The sequence below is a fragment of the Pseudomonas sp. B21-032 genome (assembly GCF_024748965.1).
Classification (GTDB): Bacteria; Pseudomonadota; Gammaproteobacteria; order Pseudomonadales; family Pseudomonadaceae; genus Aquipseudomonas.
This window is the reverse complement of sequence record NZ_CP087180.1, coordinates 2,310,747-2,326,915: the sequence shown is the minus strand read 5'-3', so window position 1 is coordinate 2,326,915 and position 16,169 is coordinate 2,310,747. Positions and strand designations below refer to the sequence as shown.

The 16,169-nt window shown below is 64.0% G+C and carries 16 protein-coding genes and 1 riboswitch; of the genes, 10 read left to right on the top strand and 6 right to left on the bottom strand.

The annotated features are described in order from the left end of the window. Window positions 1-3: 3 nt before the first annotated feature. Window positions 4-855, bottom strand: a complete 852-nt coding sequence (locus LOY54_RS10710; RefSeq protein ID WP_258610358.1) for a CAP domain-containing protein — start codon at window positions 853-855, stop codon at window positions 4-6. A gap of 134 nt (window positions 856-989) precedes the next feature. Here LOY54_RS10710 and LOY54_RS10705 point away from each other — a divergent pair, with 134 nt between their 5' ends. Further along, window positions 990-1,604: a cell wall hydrolase gene (locus tag LOY54_RS10705; RefSeq protein ID WP_045201268.1), complete on the top strand. Its 615-nt coding sequence runs from the start codon at window positions 990-992 to the stop codon at window positions 1,602-1,604. A gap of 1 nt (window position 1,605) precedes the next feature. On the opposite strand, the gene LOY54_RS10700 is transcribed toward LOY54_RS10705, so the two are convergent. Together LOY54_RS10700 and LOY54_RS10695 are read right to left on the bottom strand one after the other, a co-directional pair. Next, window positions 1,606-2,301: a DUF1963 domain-containing protein gene (locus tag LOY54_RS10700; protein WP_258610357.1), complete on the bottom strand. Its 696-nt coding sequence runs from the start codon at window positions 2,299-2,301 to the stop codon at window positions 1,606-1,608. 96 nt (window positions 2,302-2,397) lie between these two features. Continuing rightward, window positions 2,398-2,988 carry a TetR/AcrR family transcriptional regulator gene (locus tag LOY54_RS10695; RefSeq protein ID WP_258610356.1) on the bottom strand — a complete coding sequence of 197 codons (591 nt, stop codon included), beginning with the start codon at window positions 2,986-2,988 and terminating at the stop codon, window positions 2,398-2,400. Window positions 2,989-3,077: 89 nt separating this feature from the next. Here LOY54_RS10695 and LOY54_RS10690 point away from each other — a divergent pair, with 89 nt between their 5' ends. After that, window positions 3,078-3,677, top strand: a complete 600-nt coding sequence (locus LOY54_RS10690) for an NAD(P)H-dependent oxidoreductase (protein ID WP_258610355.1) — start codon at window positions 3,078-3,080, stop codon at window positions 3,675-3,677. 6 nt (window positions 3,678-3,683) lie between these two features. On the opposite strand, the gene LOY54_RS10685 is transcribed toward LOY54_RS10690, so the two are convergent. Further along, window positions 3,684-4,193, bottom strand: coding sequence for an Rrf2 family transcriptional regulator (locus tag LOY54_RS10685; protein ID WP_045201334.1), 510 nt, complete (start codon window positions 4,191-4,193; stop codon window positions 3,684-3,686). Window positions 4,194-4,385: 192 nt separating this feature from the next. Between LOY54_RS10685 and LOY54_RS10680 the strand changes: the two genes are divergently transcribed. Beyond that, complete coding sequence (locus LOY54_RS10680) at window positions 4,386-5,591, top strand: NAD(P)/FAD-dependent oxidoreductase (protein WP_258610354.1); 1,206 nt, start codon at window positions 4,386-4,388, stop codon at window positions 5,589-5,591. A gap of 5 nt (window positions 5,592-5,596) precedes the next feature. Here LOY54_RS10680 and LOY54_RS10675 read toward each other — a convergent pair whose 3' ends face one another. Beyond that, window positions 5,597-6,490 (bottom strand): GNAT family N-acetyltransferase, encoded by an 894-nt coding sequence (locus LOY54_RS10675; RefSeq protein WP_258610353.1) that lies wholly within the window; start codon window positions 6,488-6,490, stop codon window positions 5,597-5,599. 164 nt (window positions 6,491-6,654) lie between these two features. On the opposite strand from LOY54_RS10675, the gene LOY54_RS10670 reads away from it, so the two are divergent. The 3 genes from LOY54_RS10670 to LOY54_RS10660 all read left to right on the top strand — a co-directional run bounded on the left by LOY54_RS10670 (window position 6,655) and on the right by LOY54_RS10660 (window position 10,678). Further along, entirely contained in the window at window positions 6,655-7,161 is a 507-nt protein-coding gene (locus tag LOY54_RS10670; protein WP_045201262.1) for a sigma-70 family RNA polymerase sigma factor, read from the top strand. Continuing rightward, the gene (locus LOY54_RS10665) at window positions 7,158-8,141 is read left to right on the top strand and encodes a FecR domain-containing protein (RefSeq protein WP_093384414.1); all 984 of its coding nucleotides are present in this window, start codon (window positions 7,158-7,160) and stop codon (window positions 8,139-8,141) included. Before LOY54_RS10670 ends, LOY54_RS10665 begins: the two co-directional genes overlap by 4 nt. A gap of 86 nt (window positions 8,142-8,227) precedes the next feature. Beyond that, a complete protein-coding gene (locus LOY54_RS10660; RefSeq protein ID WP_045201260.1) occupies window positions 8,228-10,678 on the top strand; it encodes a TonB-dependent receptor in 2,451 nt (816 codons plus the stop codon). 90 nt (window positions 10,679-10,768) lie between these two features. On the opposite strand, the gene thpR is transcribed toward LOY54_RS10660, so the two are convergent. Further along, window positions 10,769-11,308 carry an RNA 2',3'-cyclic phosphodiesterase gene (gene thpR / locus LOY54_RS10655; protein WP_258610352.1) on the bottom strand — a complete coding sequence of 180 codons (540 nt, stop codon included), beginning with the start codon at window positions 11,306-11,308 and terminating at the stop codon, window positions 10,769-10,771. A 245-nt stretch (window positions 11,309-11,553) separates the two neighbouring features. Here thpR and lpxO point away from each other — a divergent pair, with 245 nt between their 5' ends. The 4 genes from lpxO to LOY54_RS10635 all read left to right on the top strand — a co-directional run bounded on the left by lpxO (window position 11,554) and on the right by LOY54_RS10635 (window position 16,147). After that, on the top strand, window positions 11,554-12,453 hold the full coding sequence (gene lpxO / locus LOY54_RS10650) for a lipid A hydroxylase LpxO (protein WP_045201333.1): 900 nt from the start codon (window positions 11,554-11,556) through the stop codon (window positions 12,451-12,453). A 166-nt stretch (window positions 12,454-12,619) separates the two neighbouring features. Continuing rightward, the gene (locus LOY54_RS10645; protein ID WP_045201258.1) at window positions 12,620-12,964 is read left to right on the top strand and encodes a carboxymuconolactone decarboxylase family protein; all 345 of its coding nucleotides are present in this window, start codon (window positions 12,620-12,622) and stop codon (window positions 12,962-12,964) included. A gap of 92 nt (window positions 12,965-13,056) precedes the next feature. Continuing rightward, entirely contained in the window at window positions 13,057-13,614 is a 558-nt protein-coding gene (locus LOY54_RS10640; RefSeq protein ID WP_258610351.1) for a GNAT family N-acetyltransferase, read from the top strand. 76 nt (window positions 13,615-13,690) lie between these two features. Then, window positions 13,691-13,897: riboswitch (cobalamin riboswitch) on the top strand. A gap of 108 nt (window positions 13,898-14,005) precedes the next feature. After that, on the top strand, window positions 14,006-16,147 hold the full coding sequence (locus LOY54_RS10635; RefSeq protein WP_258610350.1) for a TonB-dependent siderophore receptor: 2,142 nt from the start codon (window positions 14,006-14,008) through the stop codon (window positions 16,145-16,147). Window positions 16,148-16,169: the final 22 nt, after the last annotated feature.

Genomic DNA, 16,169 nt, shown 5'->3' with positions numbered 1-16,169 from the left:
GGTTTACGGCGCGCCGAACATCGCTGTCCAGTAGATCCCGGCGTCGCTTTTGGGGTCGACCGCGTAAGCTGCGCCCAGCTCGCTGAACTGCGGGTTCATCAGGTTGGCGCAGTGGCCTGGGCTGGCCAGCCAGCCATCGACCACCTTGCGCGGGGTGTCCTGGCCGGCGGCGATGTTCTCGCCGACCTTCTGGCCGGCATACCCCGCAAGCTCGGCGCGATCCCCCGGAGTGCGACCGTCGCGGTCCTTGTGATCGAAGAAGTTGTTGTTGGCCATGGCCCGCGTGTGGCTTTCGGCGGCGCCGGCCAGGGTAGTGTTCCAGGCCAGCGCCGTGGTCGCATCGAACGCTTGGCCGCCGCACTGGCGGGCCTGGCTGCGCGCGGTGTTGATCATCTCCAGGACCTTCTGCCCTTCGGCCTGTACGTCGCCCAGGCGTCCGGCCAGCAGCGGCCGCGCCAGCACGATACGCCAGTCGCGGCCCTCGCGGCTGACGCCGACATCAACGAACTGCGGGTCGAGTACCACCTGGCAGAAGCTTTCGCGCACCGCCTGCATCGCCGCCTGCGGATCGCGCGGCCCGGACAGGCTGATCGCCTGGACGTTGACCATCGGGTAGCTGTTTTGCGCCAACGCCTCGCGCAGGTCGCCCATGCTGTTGGCCGGCAGCATCAGGCGCGGGTCGCTGGCCAGCGGCGGCAGCTCCATCGACCCCTGGCCTGCGCAACGCTGGGCCTGGCTGCGGTAGGCGTTGATCGACTCGATCAGCTGCGACTCGTCGCTGGCCTGGGCGCTCACGCTAAACGCCAGGCTCAGCGACAACAACGCCAGCGATGCAACAGGTGAAGTGACGCGCATGGAAATCTCCCTTGAACGGACTGCGTAGATGATGCCCGAAGTTGCCCGTCGTCTGACAGCGGGAATGTTTTGAGTTCCTTGCGGTCGATCCTGTAACGGGAAGTTCCACTCCCAGGCCAATCAAAGGTTCGAGCATGCGCCTGCTAACACTTGCAACTTGCCTGGTACTGACGTTTTCCAGCGCCCTGACATTGGCGGCCGACTCCAAGGCCCAGGTGGCCGAAGAAAAAGCCCAGGTGCTGGAGCAAAAAGCTGCCAGCCACCCCGATGCCCCACCCGCGCCCAAATCCCAAGCCATCACCAAGACCGAAGTCCAGGCCGTCGACCCGGCTGGTGCAGCCGCGCTGGATGATGCCATCACCTGCCTGGCGCGCAGCATCTACTGGGAGTCCAAGGGCGGTGAATCAGCCGACATGGAGGCGGTGGCCAATGTGGTGATGAACCGGGTTGGCCACGCGGGCTTTCCCGATTCGGTCTGCGGCGTGGTCAAGCAGGGCTCGGAGACCGGCGCCTGCCAGTTCTCCTGGTGGTGCGATGGCCGCTCGGACGCTGTTCAGGAAGAGGTGCGCTACACCCTGGCCAAGGAAATAGCGCGCAAGGCGCTTAACAAACAACTGCCGGATCGCACCGGTGGCGCCCTGTACTTTCACGACCGCCATGTGCGCCCCGACTGGTCGAAGACCTTTGCCCGAACAGCCGAGACCAGCGAGTTTCTGTTCTACAAGCCGCGCAACGGCGAGTCGCACTAGCTCAATAGAAGTCGTAGTAGATCGTCCACTCGCCGCTGTCGCGGTGCTTGAAGAACATCAGGCTGCCGCTGTCGATCACGTTGAGGTTGATCTTGGCATCGGATGACACCTGGAAGACGAACTCAAAGCCGTCGCCCGGGTCCACGCCCGACTGGCAGAACGACGGATAGCCGCCAATCTTGTGCTCGTAGGCGTGGGTGATGACCTCGTAGTAGCACTCGATGTCCCCTGCCTGTTCGAGCTTGACGATTTCCGTGACCAGCTCATCCGGCACACCGCCGCCGTCCCACAGCGGATAGTCCTCGGCGAGTTTTTCAGCGCGCAGCGGGAAGGCCTTGAGAAAGGAGTTGGCGACCGGCAGGTCCTTGCGCACCAGCTCGTCGTCGGCGCGGTATTCGCGGATCAGCCAGTTGTTGCCCATGGGCTCGAATTCATCCGGGAACGGGTAACCGACGAACAGGGTGAGAACGCGGATGTCCTTGAGCAGCGGGCTGCTGAACGGCAGGCTCGGCAGGTGGAACTGGGCCGCGGGCATCAGTTGCTCGCCAGCGGCGTTGGTCGGTACGCCCTCGTCGGGGCCGTAGAGGAATACCCGGCCGAGCCAGCTTTCTTCATCGCTGTTGGTCGGGCGAAAGCCGCCGGCGAAAAAGCGCGTGGCGGGTTTGGCCAGGCGTTGCTTGATTTCTTGAATGTCCATATTTCTCGTCCGCTTAATAAGGCCCTATCGCGGGTCAAGCCTGCTCCTACAGGGGGGTGAGCAGCCTGTGGGAGCGGGCTTGCCCCGCGATGTATTTTAACTGCGCACCACCATCGCCTTGATGGTCTCGAACAACTCCTGCTGCGCCTGCTCCGCCGTAATCTCACCGTTCGCCGCAGAATGAGACAACGCCTCCGCCGCGCCGATCATCGCCCGCAATCCGGCCACGGCAATCGCGCCGCTGGCACTGAACGGCGCCAGCAGCGCCCGGCATTTTTCCATGAACACTGCCTCGTACTCGCGCTTGATCTGTTCAAGTTCTGGCGAGCTGGCCAGCGCAGCAATCACTCCGGGTATCTCCCGGCCCTGGGTCAACACGCAGTCGACGTAGCAATTGGCAAGCACTGCAGCGCTGCTCTCAAGCGTCGGCTCGCAGGCGGCCAGGGCGGCGTCCATCACCACAGTCTGGCGCTCGTCGTAACACTGGTACAACGCCGCCAGCAAGCCTGAGCGGGTACCAAAATGGTCATACACCACCGGCTTTGTAACCCCGGCCAATTCCGCCAGTCGGCCCAGGGTCAGCGCCTCGGTACCCTCTTCGCGGACCAGGCGCCAAGCCACCTCCAGCAGTTGTTGCTGACGGTCTTCGCGCGACAGACGCCGACGAGGTTGCGGATCGCTTGACATGCTTACCTACCAAAAGTAACTTACCAAAGGTAACTTGTGCTCAGCTTACAAGCCTTATCCTTTCCCCGCAATCCGCAGGAGCCCTTGCCATGCACGCGCTTGTTGTTGTCGCCCATCATGACCCGCAGTCACTCACCCACAGCCTGGCCGCCAAGGTGATCGAAGGCCTGGCACAAAACGGCCATAGCGCCGAGCTCGCCGACCTGTTCGCCGAAGGTTTCAACCCGGTGTTCGCCGCCGCCGACCACGCGGTTCATCACCGCACCGCAGCACCTGGCGCCGATGTGCTGGCCGAGCAGGCGCGCATCGACCGCAGCGATGCGCTGGTGCTGGTCTTTCCGGTGTATTGGTGGTCGATGCCGGCGCTGCTCAAAGGCTGGATCGACCGGGTATTCAGCAATGGCTGGGCGTTCGACTTCAGCACCGAAGCGCCGATGGTAAAAATGCTGGGCCGCTTGAACGTGCACCTGTTGGGCATTGGCGGCGCCGATGCGGCAACCTTCAGCAAGCATGGCTACGGGCAGGCGATGAAGACCCAGATCGATCACGGCATCTTCGATTATTGCGGCGCCCGCGTGGTGAGCTCGACCCTGCTGCTGGAATCGGAAAGCGCCGACCCCGGCGCCCACCTGCAGCGCATGTTCGAGCACGGCCGCAGATTGTTCGCCGAGGTCGCCGAACCCGCCTGAAGCGCCTTACTTGCTGTCGCGGCGCTCGTTGATCCACTTCACCACCTGGGTGGAAAACTCCGCCGGTGCCTTGCGCCCCAGGCGCCGCGACAGGTCGAGGATAGTCTGCTGGGCCAGGGCTTCTTCCATGCGCTTTTGCGCGGTGAGCATCACCGCGTGAATGGCGCAGGTGCCATCGATGGCCCAGGCCGGCGGCGCGCCGTCGAACAAGGTGCAGCGGTCACGCACGTCGCGACAATCAAAGATCGCCTTGTGCCCATCGATGGCCGTGACGATATCCAGCACGGTGATTTCATCCGCCGGCCGGGCCAGCCGGAAACCACCCCGCACACCCTCGGTGGCCACCACCAGCCTGGCCTTGGCCAGCTTGGTAAAGACCTTGGCCAGGTATTCATGGGGCACCCCCTGCAACTCGGCCAGGTCACGCACACTGGCTTCCCGGCTTTCGCCCAGGTCGTCGACCAGAAACAGCAGGCAGTGCAAGCCGTACTCGACGCCGGCGCTATACAGGGACATGACCATCTCCGACTTGATTTGTCGCCAATACTAGCAGTTCATCCTGACCACCAGCAAATCCAAGGCTTAACGCATAGGCATTAAGAAAATGCTTGCACCATTTAACTACGACCAATACAGTCGCAGTTATCCGGTGCGGGCAACAACACCCTGCGTCCGGCAAACAACAGCCCTTTTTTCTCGGAGCAGAACATGAAACAGCACATCCTGATCATCGGCGCCGGCTTCGGCGGTATGTGGAGCGCCCTCAGCGCCAGCCGCCTGCTGGACCAGCACGGGCGCAACGATGTCACTGTCAGCGTGCTCGCACCGCAAGCCGAACTGCGCATCCGCCCGCGCTTCTACGAAACCGCTGTGCAGCAGTTGAAAGCGCCGCTGGCCGAGCTGTTTACCGCGGTGGGGGTGAACTTCATCCAGGGCGCGGCGGACCAGATCGATGTGGCCGAAAAGCGCGTCGGCTACCGCGACGGCCAGGGCCGCCCGCAGGTGCTGGGGTACGATCGGCTGGTCATGGCCAGCGGCAGCGGTGTGGTCCGCCCAGCGCTGGCCGGGCTTGAGCAGTACGCCTTCGACGTCGACCAGATCGAATCGGCCAGCCGCCTGGAGCAGCACATCGAAGCCCTGGCCCAGCGGCCTGCATCAAAGGCGCGCAATACCGTGGTAGTGGCCGGCGGCGGCTTCACCGGCATCGAGACCGCCACCGAAATGCCCGCCCGCCTGCGTGCGGTGCTCGGCGAAGATGCCCAGGTGCAGGTGATCATCGTCGATCGCGGCAACAAGATCGGCGCTGCCCTGGGCGAAGGCATCAGCCCGGCAATCATCGAAGCCTGCACGGCGCTGGGGGTGGAGTGGCGCCTGAATGCCTCGGTGGCTGGCGTCGATGCCGATGGCGTGACCCTCGCCGATGGCCAGCGCATCGAGGCCGCCACCGTGGTCTGGACCGTCGGCGTGCGCGCCAGCGCCCTCACCGCACAAGTCCCGGGGCAACGCGATGGCCATGGCCGCCTGCATGTCGATGACAACCTCAAGGTCATTGGCCAAGAGCATGTATTCGCCACCGGTGACGTGGCCTACGCCGCCACCGACGACCTGGGCAACCACGCCTTGATGACCTGCCAGCACGCCATCGCCCTGGGCCGCCACTCGGGCAACAACGTCGCCGCCGACCTGCTTGGCGTCGAGCCGACGCCATACCGCCAGCCCAAGTACGTCACCTGCCTGGACCTGGGGGCCTGGGGCGCGGTGTACACCGAGGGCTGGGAGCGTGAGGTGAAGCTGATCAAGGACGAAGCCAAAGCCCTCAAGCAGCAGATCAACTCGGTGTGGATCTACCCGCCCGCGGCCGATCGGGCGGTTGCTCTGGCGGCGGCCGATCCGCTGATTCCGGTTGTGGCCTGAACGGCTCAGGCGTGTGACAGCAACGGGAACATCAGCCGGGCGTCTTCGATGAATTGACCGGCCTGGCCGAGCACGAACAGGCTGTCATCCGACACCAGCGGCTGCGCCTCGAAGCCGCTGCTATCCAGCGGCGCAAACCCCAGCACCACCCGGGTGGTCTGGGGTGTGCTCAGTTCTGCAATCAGTGCCTGCAGGTCGAGCGCACGCCTTGCGAACACCTCATAGAGCGTCATCACCCCGTCGACGATTTCCATCACCACATAGGCCTGCAGCGCTGGCGAGTAGTGAACGCAGTCTTTGAAAAACGACGTGCAATAGAACATCGTCTGGTCAGGGTTGCTGCGCATCGCCAGGCGTGCAACGGGCACGGCACTGTCAACCGCGCTGATGAAGCGCTGGCGCTCGAGCAGGTCGTCCATGTCGACCCGGTTGAAGCTGCAAGGCCTATCCGCTGGGGTTAGCGCCGCGCTGTATTCATGTTCGAGCACCCGCGCAAAACCGAATTTCGGGTAGTAATCCAGCACCGTGTCGTTGGCAAACAGGTAGACCAGTTCGCACTGGCCCTGCCATCTGTCCAGCACCCGCTCCAGCAACACGCGGCTCAGGCCCTGGCCGCGATACTCCGGTGCGACCATCACCGTGCCCAACTGGATGCCACGCCTGGGTTCGCCGAGCACATCAAAATGCATCAGGTTTACCGAGATGTTGGCCACGATGCGCCCGTCATGGGCCAACGCCCACGGCTGGTAGCCTTCGCCCCAATAGCCGTCCTGGTACCACTGTTCGAAATCAAATTCGAAGGTCTGGTGGGTCAAGGCGTTGAAGCTGGCGCGCAGCCGGGTATCGTCCTTGAAGTTTTCCAGCAGGCTGAACTGCTGGCCTGCGATCGACAGGTCCATGCGCATTTCTCTTGGTTTTTGTCTGGCCGCCACCCTATTACTGCGGCCACGAACAATCTGTAGGTAAATTGTAAAGCGGGCCGGACGCGGGTGATTGCACCTTGCCTCTCCGCACAGGTAAGATTGAGAACGATTCACACTCACACCTTCGGGAACGCCAACCGGTGCCAACCTCTTCCACCCGCAAGCTGGGCTTTTTTTTCAGCGACCATCACCGGTGGCTCCTGCAGCATATCCATAAGCGCCTGCGCAACCGCGCCGACGCCGAAGACACCGCCGCCGAGACCTTCTGCCAGATGCTCGCCGCCCAGGTCGACCCGGCCAGCATCCAGCAGCCGCGCGCCTACCTGTCGACCATCGCCCGCCGGCTGATCTTCGACCGCCATCGTCGGCGCCAGCTGGAGCTGGCCTACCTGGAACGCTTGTCGGCGCTGCCCGAGCCCCTGGCGCCCTCCCCCGAAGAGCAACTGCTGCTGATCGAGGCGCTGGTGAGCATCGACCAGGTGCTCGACGGCCTGCCGATGATCGTCAAGGCCACCTTCCTCTACAGCCAGCTCGACGGCATGAGCTACGTCGATATCGCGCGCAAGCTCGACATCTCCGAGCGCACGGTCAGCCGCTACATGAAGCAAGCCCTGAGCCAGTGCTACCTCAGCGAGCTGGCGCCATGAGCCAGCGCCGCCTCGAGCCCAGCGCCGAAGCCGCTATCGATTGGATGGTGCGCCTGAGTTCGGGCAACACCGACGCCCAGGTGCACAGTGAGTTCAGCCAGTGGCTGGGCAGCGACCCGGCCCACGCCCAGGCCTGGGCGCGCTTGCAGGAGCGTCTGGGTGGCGCCTGCCAGACCGTGCGCAACTTCGAGCGGCGTGCCCCGGGCCAGGCCGGTGAGGCGCGCCAATTGCTGCTGCAAACCAACGGTTCGCGGCGCGAGCTACTGCGTGCCTTCGTCGGTATCGGTGTGCTCGGCGGCGGCCTGTGGCTGGGCGCGCGCAGCGAGGTCGGCCAAGAGCTGCTGGCCGATTTGCGCACCGCCAAGGGCGAGCGCCGCGACTTTACCCTCGCCGATGGCAGCCGCCTGAGCCTGAACGCCGGCAGCGCCGTCGACTTGCAGTTCGATGGCCAGCAGCGCTTGGTGATATTGCGCCGTGGCGAGCTGATCATCCAGGTCGCCGCCGACCCGCTACGGCCGTTACGGGTGCGCAGCGCTCAGGGCGAAATGCGCGCGCTGGGCACGCGCTTTCTGGTCAGCCAGCAAGCCCAGGCCACGCGCCTGGTGGTGCTTGAGCACTCAGTGCGCGCGCGGCTGTTCAACGGCAGCGAGCTGGACGTGCAGGAAGGCCAGGCCGCGCTGCTCGGTGGCGAACGCATCGAAGCCCTGGGCAACGGCGAACGCCAGCGCGCCGACTGGCTCAGTGGGCGCCTGAACGTGCTGGATGACTCCCTCGAGTCGGTGGTCGAGGCGCTGCGCCCTTACTACCGCGGCTTTGTCCGGGTCGAACCCGAGGTGCGCGGGCTGCGCGTGCAAGGGGTGTTCCCGCTGGACGAACCGCAACGGGCCTTCGCCGCACTGGCTGAAACCCTGCCGCTCAAGGTCGATCACTACAGCCCGTGGCTGACGTTGATTGGGGCGAAAACCCCGGCGCAAAAATAATTTATGCAAATCACTCGTATTTGTGTCCGGTTTTCATTTCTCATTGCACCTATCTCCTGACACGCCAACATAATCAGGAGAATTCCGTGCTCAACCCTTGGTCCCACGCCCTTCCTGTCGCCGTGGCCCTGGCCACGCTGGCCAGCGCCGCCCAGGCCCAGGAACAGGCCCTGAGCTTCAACCTGCCCGCCGCCGCCCTGGCCAGCACCGTCAATGCCATCGCCAGCCAGAGCGGGCGCATCGTGTCCCTGGACCCGGCGCTGGTACAAGGCAAGCAGGCACCGGCGATCGTCGGCCGGATGAGCGCCGTGCAGGCCATGCAAAAGGCCCTGGCCGGCAGCGGCCTGCAGTTGCTGGTTACCGAACAGGGCAACTTCAGCGTGCTGCCGAGCATCGACGCCGGCAACGCCCTGGAGCTGGGTGCGACCAATATCAACGGTATCGGCAGCGGTCTGGACCCAGCCACCACCGAGGGCACCGGCTCCTATGCGGCGCGGGCCACGACCATTGGCAAGGGCAGCCATACCCTGCGGGAAATCCCGCAGTCGGTCACGGTCATGACCCGCCAGCAGATGGACGACCAGAACATCGTCGACCTCAAGGACGCGGTCAACCAGACCACCGGCCTGGTCGGCCTGCAAGGCGTGGGCCCGGGCCTGATCATTACCTCGCGCGGTTTTCAGATCGACGACTGGCAATACGACGGCGTGGCGATCCCGCGCAACAACTATTCGCTGGGCAACTGGGCGACCCAGGACCTGATCTTCTTCGACCGCATGGAAGTACTGCGCGGCTCCTCCGGCCTGCTGCAAGGCACCGGCAGCCCGGGCGGCGCCGTCAACCTGGTGCGCAAGCGCGGCCAGGCGGCGCCCACCGTGACCGTCACCGGCAAGGCCGGCAGCTGGGACCACTATGGCCTGCAACTGGACGCCGGCGGCCCGTTGAACGATGCCGGCACCGTGCGCGGGCGCTTCGTCGCCGACGAGGACCAGAGCGATTCGTTCGTCGACTACGAATGGAGCAAGACCCACTCGCTGTACGGCGCGCTGGACTTTGACCTGAACGAGGCCACCACCCTGGGCCTGGCGATCAGCCAGTCCAATGCCGAGTCGCGGCCGATGCTGCGCGGCCTGCCGCGCTATGTCGATGGCAGCGGTCTGGATGTATCGCGCTCGACCTTCACCGGCTCGCGCTGGAACCACCTGGAGATCGACGTCACCACCCTGTACGCCGACCTCGAGCACCGCTTCAACGACGACTGGAAATTCCACGTTGGCGCCATTCGCATGAGCGAGACCAACAAGTCGACCCACCAGCGGGTACAAAGCACCGGCGACGGCATCAACCTTGACGGCAGCGGCCTCACCTATGCCGACTGGATCACCGATTTCGACTCCACCAAGGTCGGTGTCGACATGAACCTGGTGGGCAAGTTCGACGCCTTCAACTTCGAGCAGGAACTAACCCTGGGCGGCAACTACTCGAAACTGACCACCGATGACCGCTTTGCCCGCGCCTTCAATCCCACCAGCGACAGCATCTTCGGTATCGACCATCATCGCCCGGAAATCAGCACCGAAAGCCTGCTGGCACAACGCACCGGGCGGGGCCTGACCGGCGCCTACGACATTCGCCAGAAAGGCCTGTATGGCGCCTGGCGGGTCAAGCTGGCAGAGCCGTTGACCCTGGTACTCGGTTCGCGGGTCAGCTGGTTCGACTACCGCTATGATGCGAGCGACTACTTTGGCGGCACCGGTGTCGTCTCTGTCAACCCGACCAGCACCATGACCGAAAGCGGCGAGGTTACCCCGTACGCCGGCATCATCTACGACCTGAGTCGCGAATGGTCGCTGTATGCCAGCTACACCGACGTCTTCGTACCCCAGACCGAACGTGCAGTCGGCGGCGCGGCGCTCAAGCCGATCATTGGCAGCAACTATGAAATGGGCATCAAGGGCGAACTGCTCGATGGCCGCGTCAACACCTCGCTGGCGGTGTTCCGCTACGACCAGGAAAACCGCGCGATCACCGACGTTGCCTCAGGCTTTGCCTGCGATGACTGGTACTGCTCCACCGCCGCCGGCAAGGTGCGCAGCCAGGGTATCGAGGCCGAAGTCAGCGGCGAAGTGCTCAGCGGCCTGCAGCTGTTTGCCGGCTACACCTACAACACCACCACCTACCTCGACGACCCGGACAACAAGGGCAAGGTGTTCAGTACCTGGACGCCCAAGCACATGTTGCGCATGTGGGGTAACTACCAGCTGCCGGGTGACTGGAGCAAGGCCAGCGCCGGTCTGGGCTTTACCGCGCAAACCCATACCCTGGGCTACGAGCACACCTACGACGTGCCCGGCTACGCCGTGTGGAACGCGCGTCTGGCGTACCAGCTGACGCCGGAAGTGGGCCTGGCGCTGAACGCCAACAATCTGTTCGACAAGCACTACTACATCGCTGCCTACAACCAGCTCAACGGCAACAACAACTTCGGCGATCCGCGCAACTTCACCTTCAGCGTGAAGTACACGCCGCAGTTCTAGGTTGTCAGTGCTGGCCCTATCGCGGGTCAAGCCCGCTCCTACAGGTTTGAGGTGATCTGTGTGGGAGCGGGCATCAATCAGGCAACAGCGCTACAACGGCCACTGCGCCAGCGGCCAGTACTGCCCCTTGCGCGATTCGAACAAGCTGAAGTGCCGCGCGCGTAGCACAAATTCTGCCGGCACCAGCGCTTCGGGCTCACTGCCACGGTAGTCGCGGGCCAGTGTCAGGTGCGGGCGGTAGTCCCGTGGGTCCTCGGTAAAACCCAGCGCCAGCATCGCCTGCTGCAGGGCATACGCCAGCTGGCGCAACCCCGCCGGCGTCTGGCTGGGCACCAGCACCAGCGCCTTGGCCGGGCGCCACACCTGCAAACGGTCGAGCACCACTGTCAGGGGTTCGCCCGCCACCTTCACGCCCGCTGCGCCGGCCAGAATCGCCGGTAACTGCGCAGTGCCCGCCGCACCGACGAACATCAACGTCAGGTGAAAGTTCGCCGACGGCACCGGTCGCGCGCTTTTCAGTTCCAGCTCGCTGCGCCAGCGGGCAATCGCCCGACGCTGCTGCGGTGCGCAATCGAGGGCAAAAAACAGCCGTTTGAAAGGTTCACCGGTATCGCCAATGCCTGGGTCCATGCCTCGTCATCCTCTGCGTTTTGGGGTTGTTGAGACTCTACCGCCAGTTACGCCATGGCGGCGAGGACTGGAATTCTCACGAACTTATCTGCGTTAGCCACCCGCTGAATCGTTCATGCAAACACTTGCGCCTAGCACTATGGTCGGACACATAACCGGTAACAATTACTACAAACCGTGATCACGATTGTTTATGCTGGCCGGCTTATGCCATGGCGCATCGCCACATCGACAAGTATCCGCCCATGAAAATCTTCTTCGTTTTACTGTTTGTTTTCTCGATTGCCTACGTTCATTTCAGAGGCAAAGTCAGGCACAAAGTCACCCGCCAGTTGGGTGATCACTCAAGCTTCCTGGCCCCGGTCAACGTCTTTCTGTACCTGTTCTCCAAGCTGCCGGCCAAACCGTACCTGCCGGTAGAGTCGTTCCCCGAGCTCAAGCCGTTGCAGGACAACTGGCAGGAAATTCGCGCCGAAGCCCAGCAACTGCTGCACGTCGGCGAAATCAAGAGTTCGCAGAACTACGACGACGTCGGCTTCAACTCGTTCTTCAAAAGCGGCTGGAAGCGCTTCTACCTGAAGTGGTACGGCGAGAGCCACCCTTCGGCAATGAAGCTGTGCCCGCGCACCACCGAGCTGCTGCAGGGCATCGGCACGGTCAAGGCGGCGATGTTCGCCACCCTGCCGCCAGGCTCCAAGCTGGTGCGCCACCGCGACCCCTATGCCGGCTCGTACCGCTATCACCTGGGCCTGGATACGCCCAATGACGACGGCTGCTACATCTGCGTCGACGGCCAGAACTACGCCTGGCGCGATGGTGAAGGGGTGATTTTCGACGAGACCTACATCCACTACGCCTCGAACCAGACCGAGCACAACCGCATCATACTCTTCTGTGACGTCGAGCGCCCGCTCAAGTACCGCTGGGCCACGGCGTTCAACCGCTGGTTCAGCAAGAACGTGATGGCAGCCGCGGCGGCGCCGAACGATGCCGGCGACAAAACCGGCGGCATCAACCGCCTGTTCACCCGCATCTACAAGATCCGCGAACGCGGCAAGGCCCTGAAAAAACGCAACCGCACCCGCTACTACCTGGAGAAATGGGCAGTGGTGGCGGCGTTGGTGCTGGTGTTCATCTACATCTGATTCAGACCGCTGTCGCTGGCAAGCCAGCTCCTTGTAGGAGCGGGCTTGCCCCGCGATGGCACCCCTGCCAAAGTCCTGCCTTTTCCCGACCATCGACCAACGGCGCCCCGCCGGCAAAAAAACTAGCTTCACTGTTCTAGTTGCCAACCACACCAAGGTGAAGACAATGAGCATGATGGACTGGGATGCCTACCGTAAGCAGTTGATGGCCGGCATCGGCGATCTCAAGCAACTCTCTCCCGACACGGTCAACGGCTACATGACCGCCAGCGGCGCCGGGGCCAAGACCAACCACCTGGATGCCAAGACCCGCGAGCTGATCTCGCTGGCCGTGGCGGTCACCACCCGCTGCGACGGCTGCATCGCCGTGCATTCGGCCCAGGCGGTCAAGCACGGCGCGAGCCGCGAGGAAATCGCCGAAGCCCTGGGCGTGGCCGTGGCCATGAACGCCGGGGCGGCGCTGGTGTACTCGGCGCGGGCACTGGATGCCGTGGGCAAGGCCGGGCAGTAAGGCCGACCCTGAGTGCGCGGCCTGCGCCGCGCCTCACCCACTTCCTGGCGTTTTCGCATAAGCTAGCGGGCGAACCGTTTCCAGGACACCCCATGATCCACATCCGCCCCATGACCGCCGCTGACTTCGAGCTCTTCTGGCCGACCTTCCAGGCCATCGTCAGCGCCCGCGAAACCTACGCCTTCGACCCGGCGATGAGCCAGGAGCAAGCCCGCCAGCTGTGGCTCGACGCACCGTTGCAGACCCTGGTGGCCGAAGAAGATGGCGTGCTGCTCGGTTCCTACTTTCTCAAGGCCAATGCCGCCGGCCCCGGCAACCATGTCAGCAATTGCGGCTACATGGTCAGCGACGCCGCCCGTGGCCGCGGCGTGGCGCGCTTGATGTGCGAACACTCGCAGCGCCTGGCGCGGCAACTGGGTTTCCTGGCCATGCAGTTCAACTCGGTGGTGTCCAGCAACGAGGTGGCGGTGGCCTTGTGGCAGAAGCTCGGCTTTGCCATCGTCGGGCGCTTGCCCAACGCCTACCGGCATGCGCGCCTGGGGCTGGTGGACAGCCTGGTGATGTACAAGTGGCTTGAGGAGCCGAAGCAGCCAATGCTGATCGGGCGCAAGAACATCGAGGCGGTGGTGTCGCGCAAGCGCGGGCGTTGAATCGATAGTGGCGATACTCTGGCGAACTGACCTGCTCATTTGCCCAAGCCGTTGACTGCAAAGGTTTTCGGTGTTCAGATGCGCGCCAGTTTCAGGTGTCCTGCGCCGCCGTGCGCAGGGTGAAACGGGAAGCCGGTGCGTCATGCAAATGACTAGTCCGGCGCTGCCCCCGCAACGGTAAGCGAGCGAAGCCTTCGAAACACCACTGTGCCTTGGCATGGGAAGGTGAAGGCCTTCATGACCCTCGCAAGCCCGGAGACCGGCCTGAAGCTTCTGTTTGGCAACCCCGCGGTGGGCGGGCGCAGGCCGGTTGGCGTCCGCCTGCGCGTGCGCCATGCCTCCATGCGTTGTTCCCTCCGGGATTCATTCTTCCTGTTGACTGTGGAACGACATGTCCCGTATCTCCAAGCTTCACACCCTGGCGGCCAATGCCCTGGCCCCCTGCCTGGCCTTCTCTGCGCCAGCTTTCGCCGATGACCCCAGCCCCTCTGCGCTGGCGCTGCCCTCGACGGCCATCACCAGCAGCAGCGACAACGAATCCGTCAGCCTGGCCACCCCGCTGCCCGCCGGCTCGCGCCTGAACCTCAGCGCCATGGACACCCCGGCCAGCACCAGCAGCCTGGGCAGCGAGGCCATCGACGGGCGCAACAACCTCACCGTGCAGGATGCCGTGACGCGCTCGCCGGGCATCACCTCGGTGGCCACCCCGGGCAACGGCAACACGGCGCTGTCGGCCCGTGGCTTCAGTGGCCACGGTTCGGTGATGACCCTGTTCGACGGCGCGCGGATGTACACCGGCGCCGGCACCCAGAGCTTTCCGGTCGACCCGTGGATGATCGAGCGCATCGACGTGATCCGCGGCCCGGCCTCGGTGCTGTACGGCGAAGGCGCCACGGGTGCGGTGATCAACGTGATCCCGAAAAAACCCTTTGCCGGCGAGATCCGCAACCACCTGCGCCTGGGCTACGGCTCTTACGACCGCCAGCAACTGGGCCTGGACAGCGGCGGTTCGCTGAGCGAGCGGCTGAGCTACCGGGTGACCCTCAACCGCCAGCAAAGCAACGGCTGGATCGACCGTGGCGACTCGAAGAACCTGGCCATGAGCGCCGCCCTGCGATTCGACGCCAGCGACGACCTGAGCTTCACCCTGGCCCACGAGCGCGGCGACGCCGAGCCGATGAACTACTTCGGCACGCCGCTGATCGACGGCCACTACCGCGACAGCCTGAGCAAGAAGAACTACAACCTCAAGGATTCGTCCCAGCACTACCACGACGAGTGGACGCGCTTTAACACCGACTGGAGCATCAGCGACTCGATCAGCGCCAGCAACCAGCTCTACTACCTCAAAAGCCGCCGGCACTGGCGCAACGCCGAGGACTACAGCTGGAACAGCGGCGTTGGCCAGCTTGAGCGCGGCAGCTACCTGGAGATCAAGCACGACCAGGAACAGCTCGGCGATCGCCAGAGCTTCACCTTCGACCACTCGCTGTTTGGCCTGGCCAGCAAGACCGTGGTCGGCGCCGAGTACAACCGCATTCGTTTCGGCATCGACAGCAACTCGCCGTACAACGACATCGGCGGCGATTTCATCGACCCGTGGCAGCCGGCGCCGGGCTACTTCCACAGCGCCAGCCCGACCCGCGCGCAAACCGACAGCACCACCCGCACCTTCGCCCTGTTCGCCGAGAACCGCACCCAGTTGTCGGAGCGCTGGTCGCTGGTCACCGGCATTCGTCGCGACCAGAACCACATTGACCGCAACAACCTGGTCAACGACACCCGCAGCGACCGCAGCCTCAATGGCGGTAACTGGCGCGCCGGCCTGGTGTTCGCGGTGAATGAGCAACTGAGCCTGTACGGCCAGTACTCCACCAGCGAGGATGGCGTCAGCGACCTGGTGACCCTGAGCCCGACCCAGCAGCAGTTCGACCTGACCGAAGCCAAGCAGACCGAGTTCGGCCTCAAGCAGCTGTTCTGGGACGGCCGTGGCGAGTGGACCCTGGCGGCTTATCACATCGTCAAGAAGAAGCTGCTGGTCGACAACCCCGACACCCACCAGAAAGAACAGGCCGGCCAGCAGACCTCCGATGGCCTGGAAGCGACCCTGGAACTGGCCCTGGCCAACCAGTGGCATGTTTCGGCCAACGCCTCGGTGGTACGCGCCAAATACGACGACTTCGACCAGGTAGTGAACGGCCAGAGCGTTTCCCGCGCCGGCAACCGCCCAAGCAACGTGCCACGGCGCACCGCCAACCTGTGGGTCAGCAAGGGCTTTGGCGACGACGTCGATGCCGGCCTGGGCCTGCGTTATGTCGATGAGCGCTATGCCAACACCGCCAACTCCCAGAGCGTGCCGGGCTTTACCGTGGTCGATGCCAACCTGGGCTGGCAGGTGCTGCCGGATGTGCGCCTGGGCTTGCAGTTGAATAACCTGCTGGACCGGCGTTATGCGGCCACCGCGCATAGCGGCGAGCAGTGGTTGATGGGGCAGCCGCGGTCGTATTTTGCGACGCTGGATTACACGTTCTGAGGTGAGGCCATCGCGGGGCAAG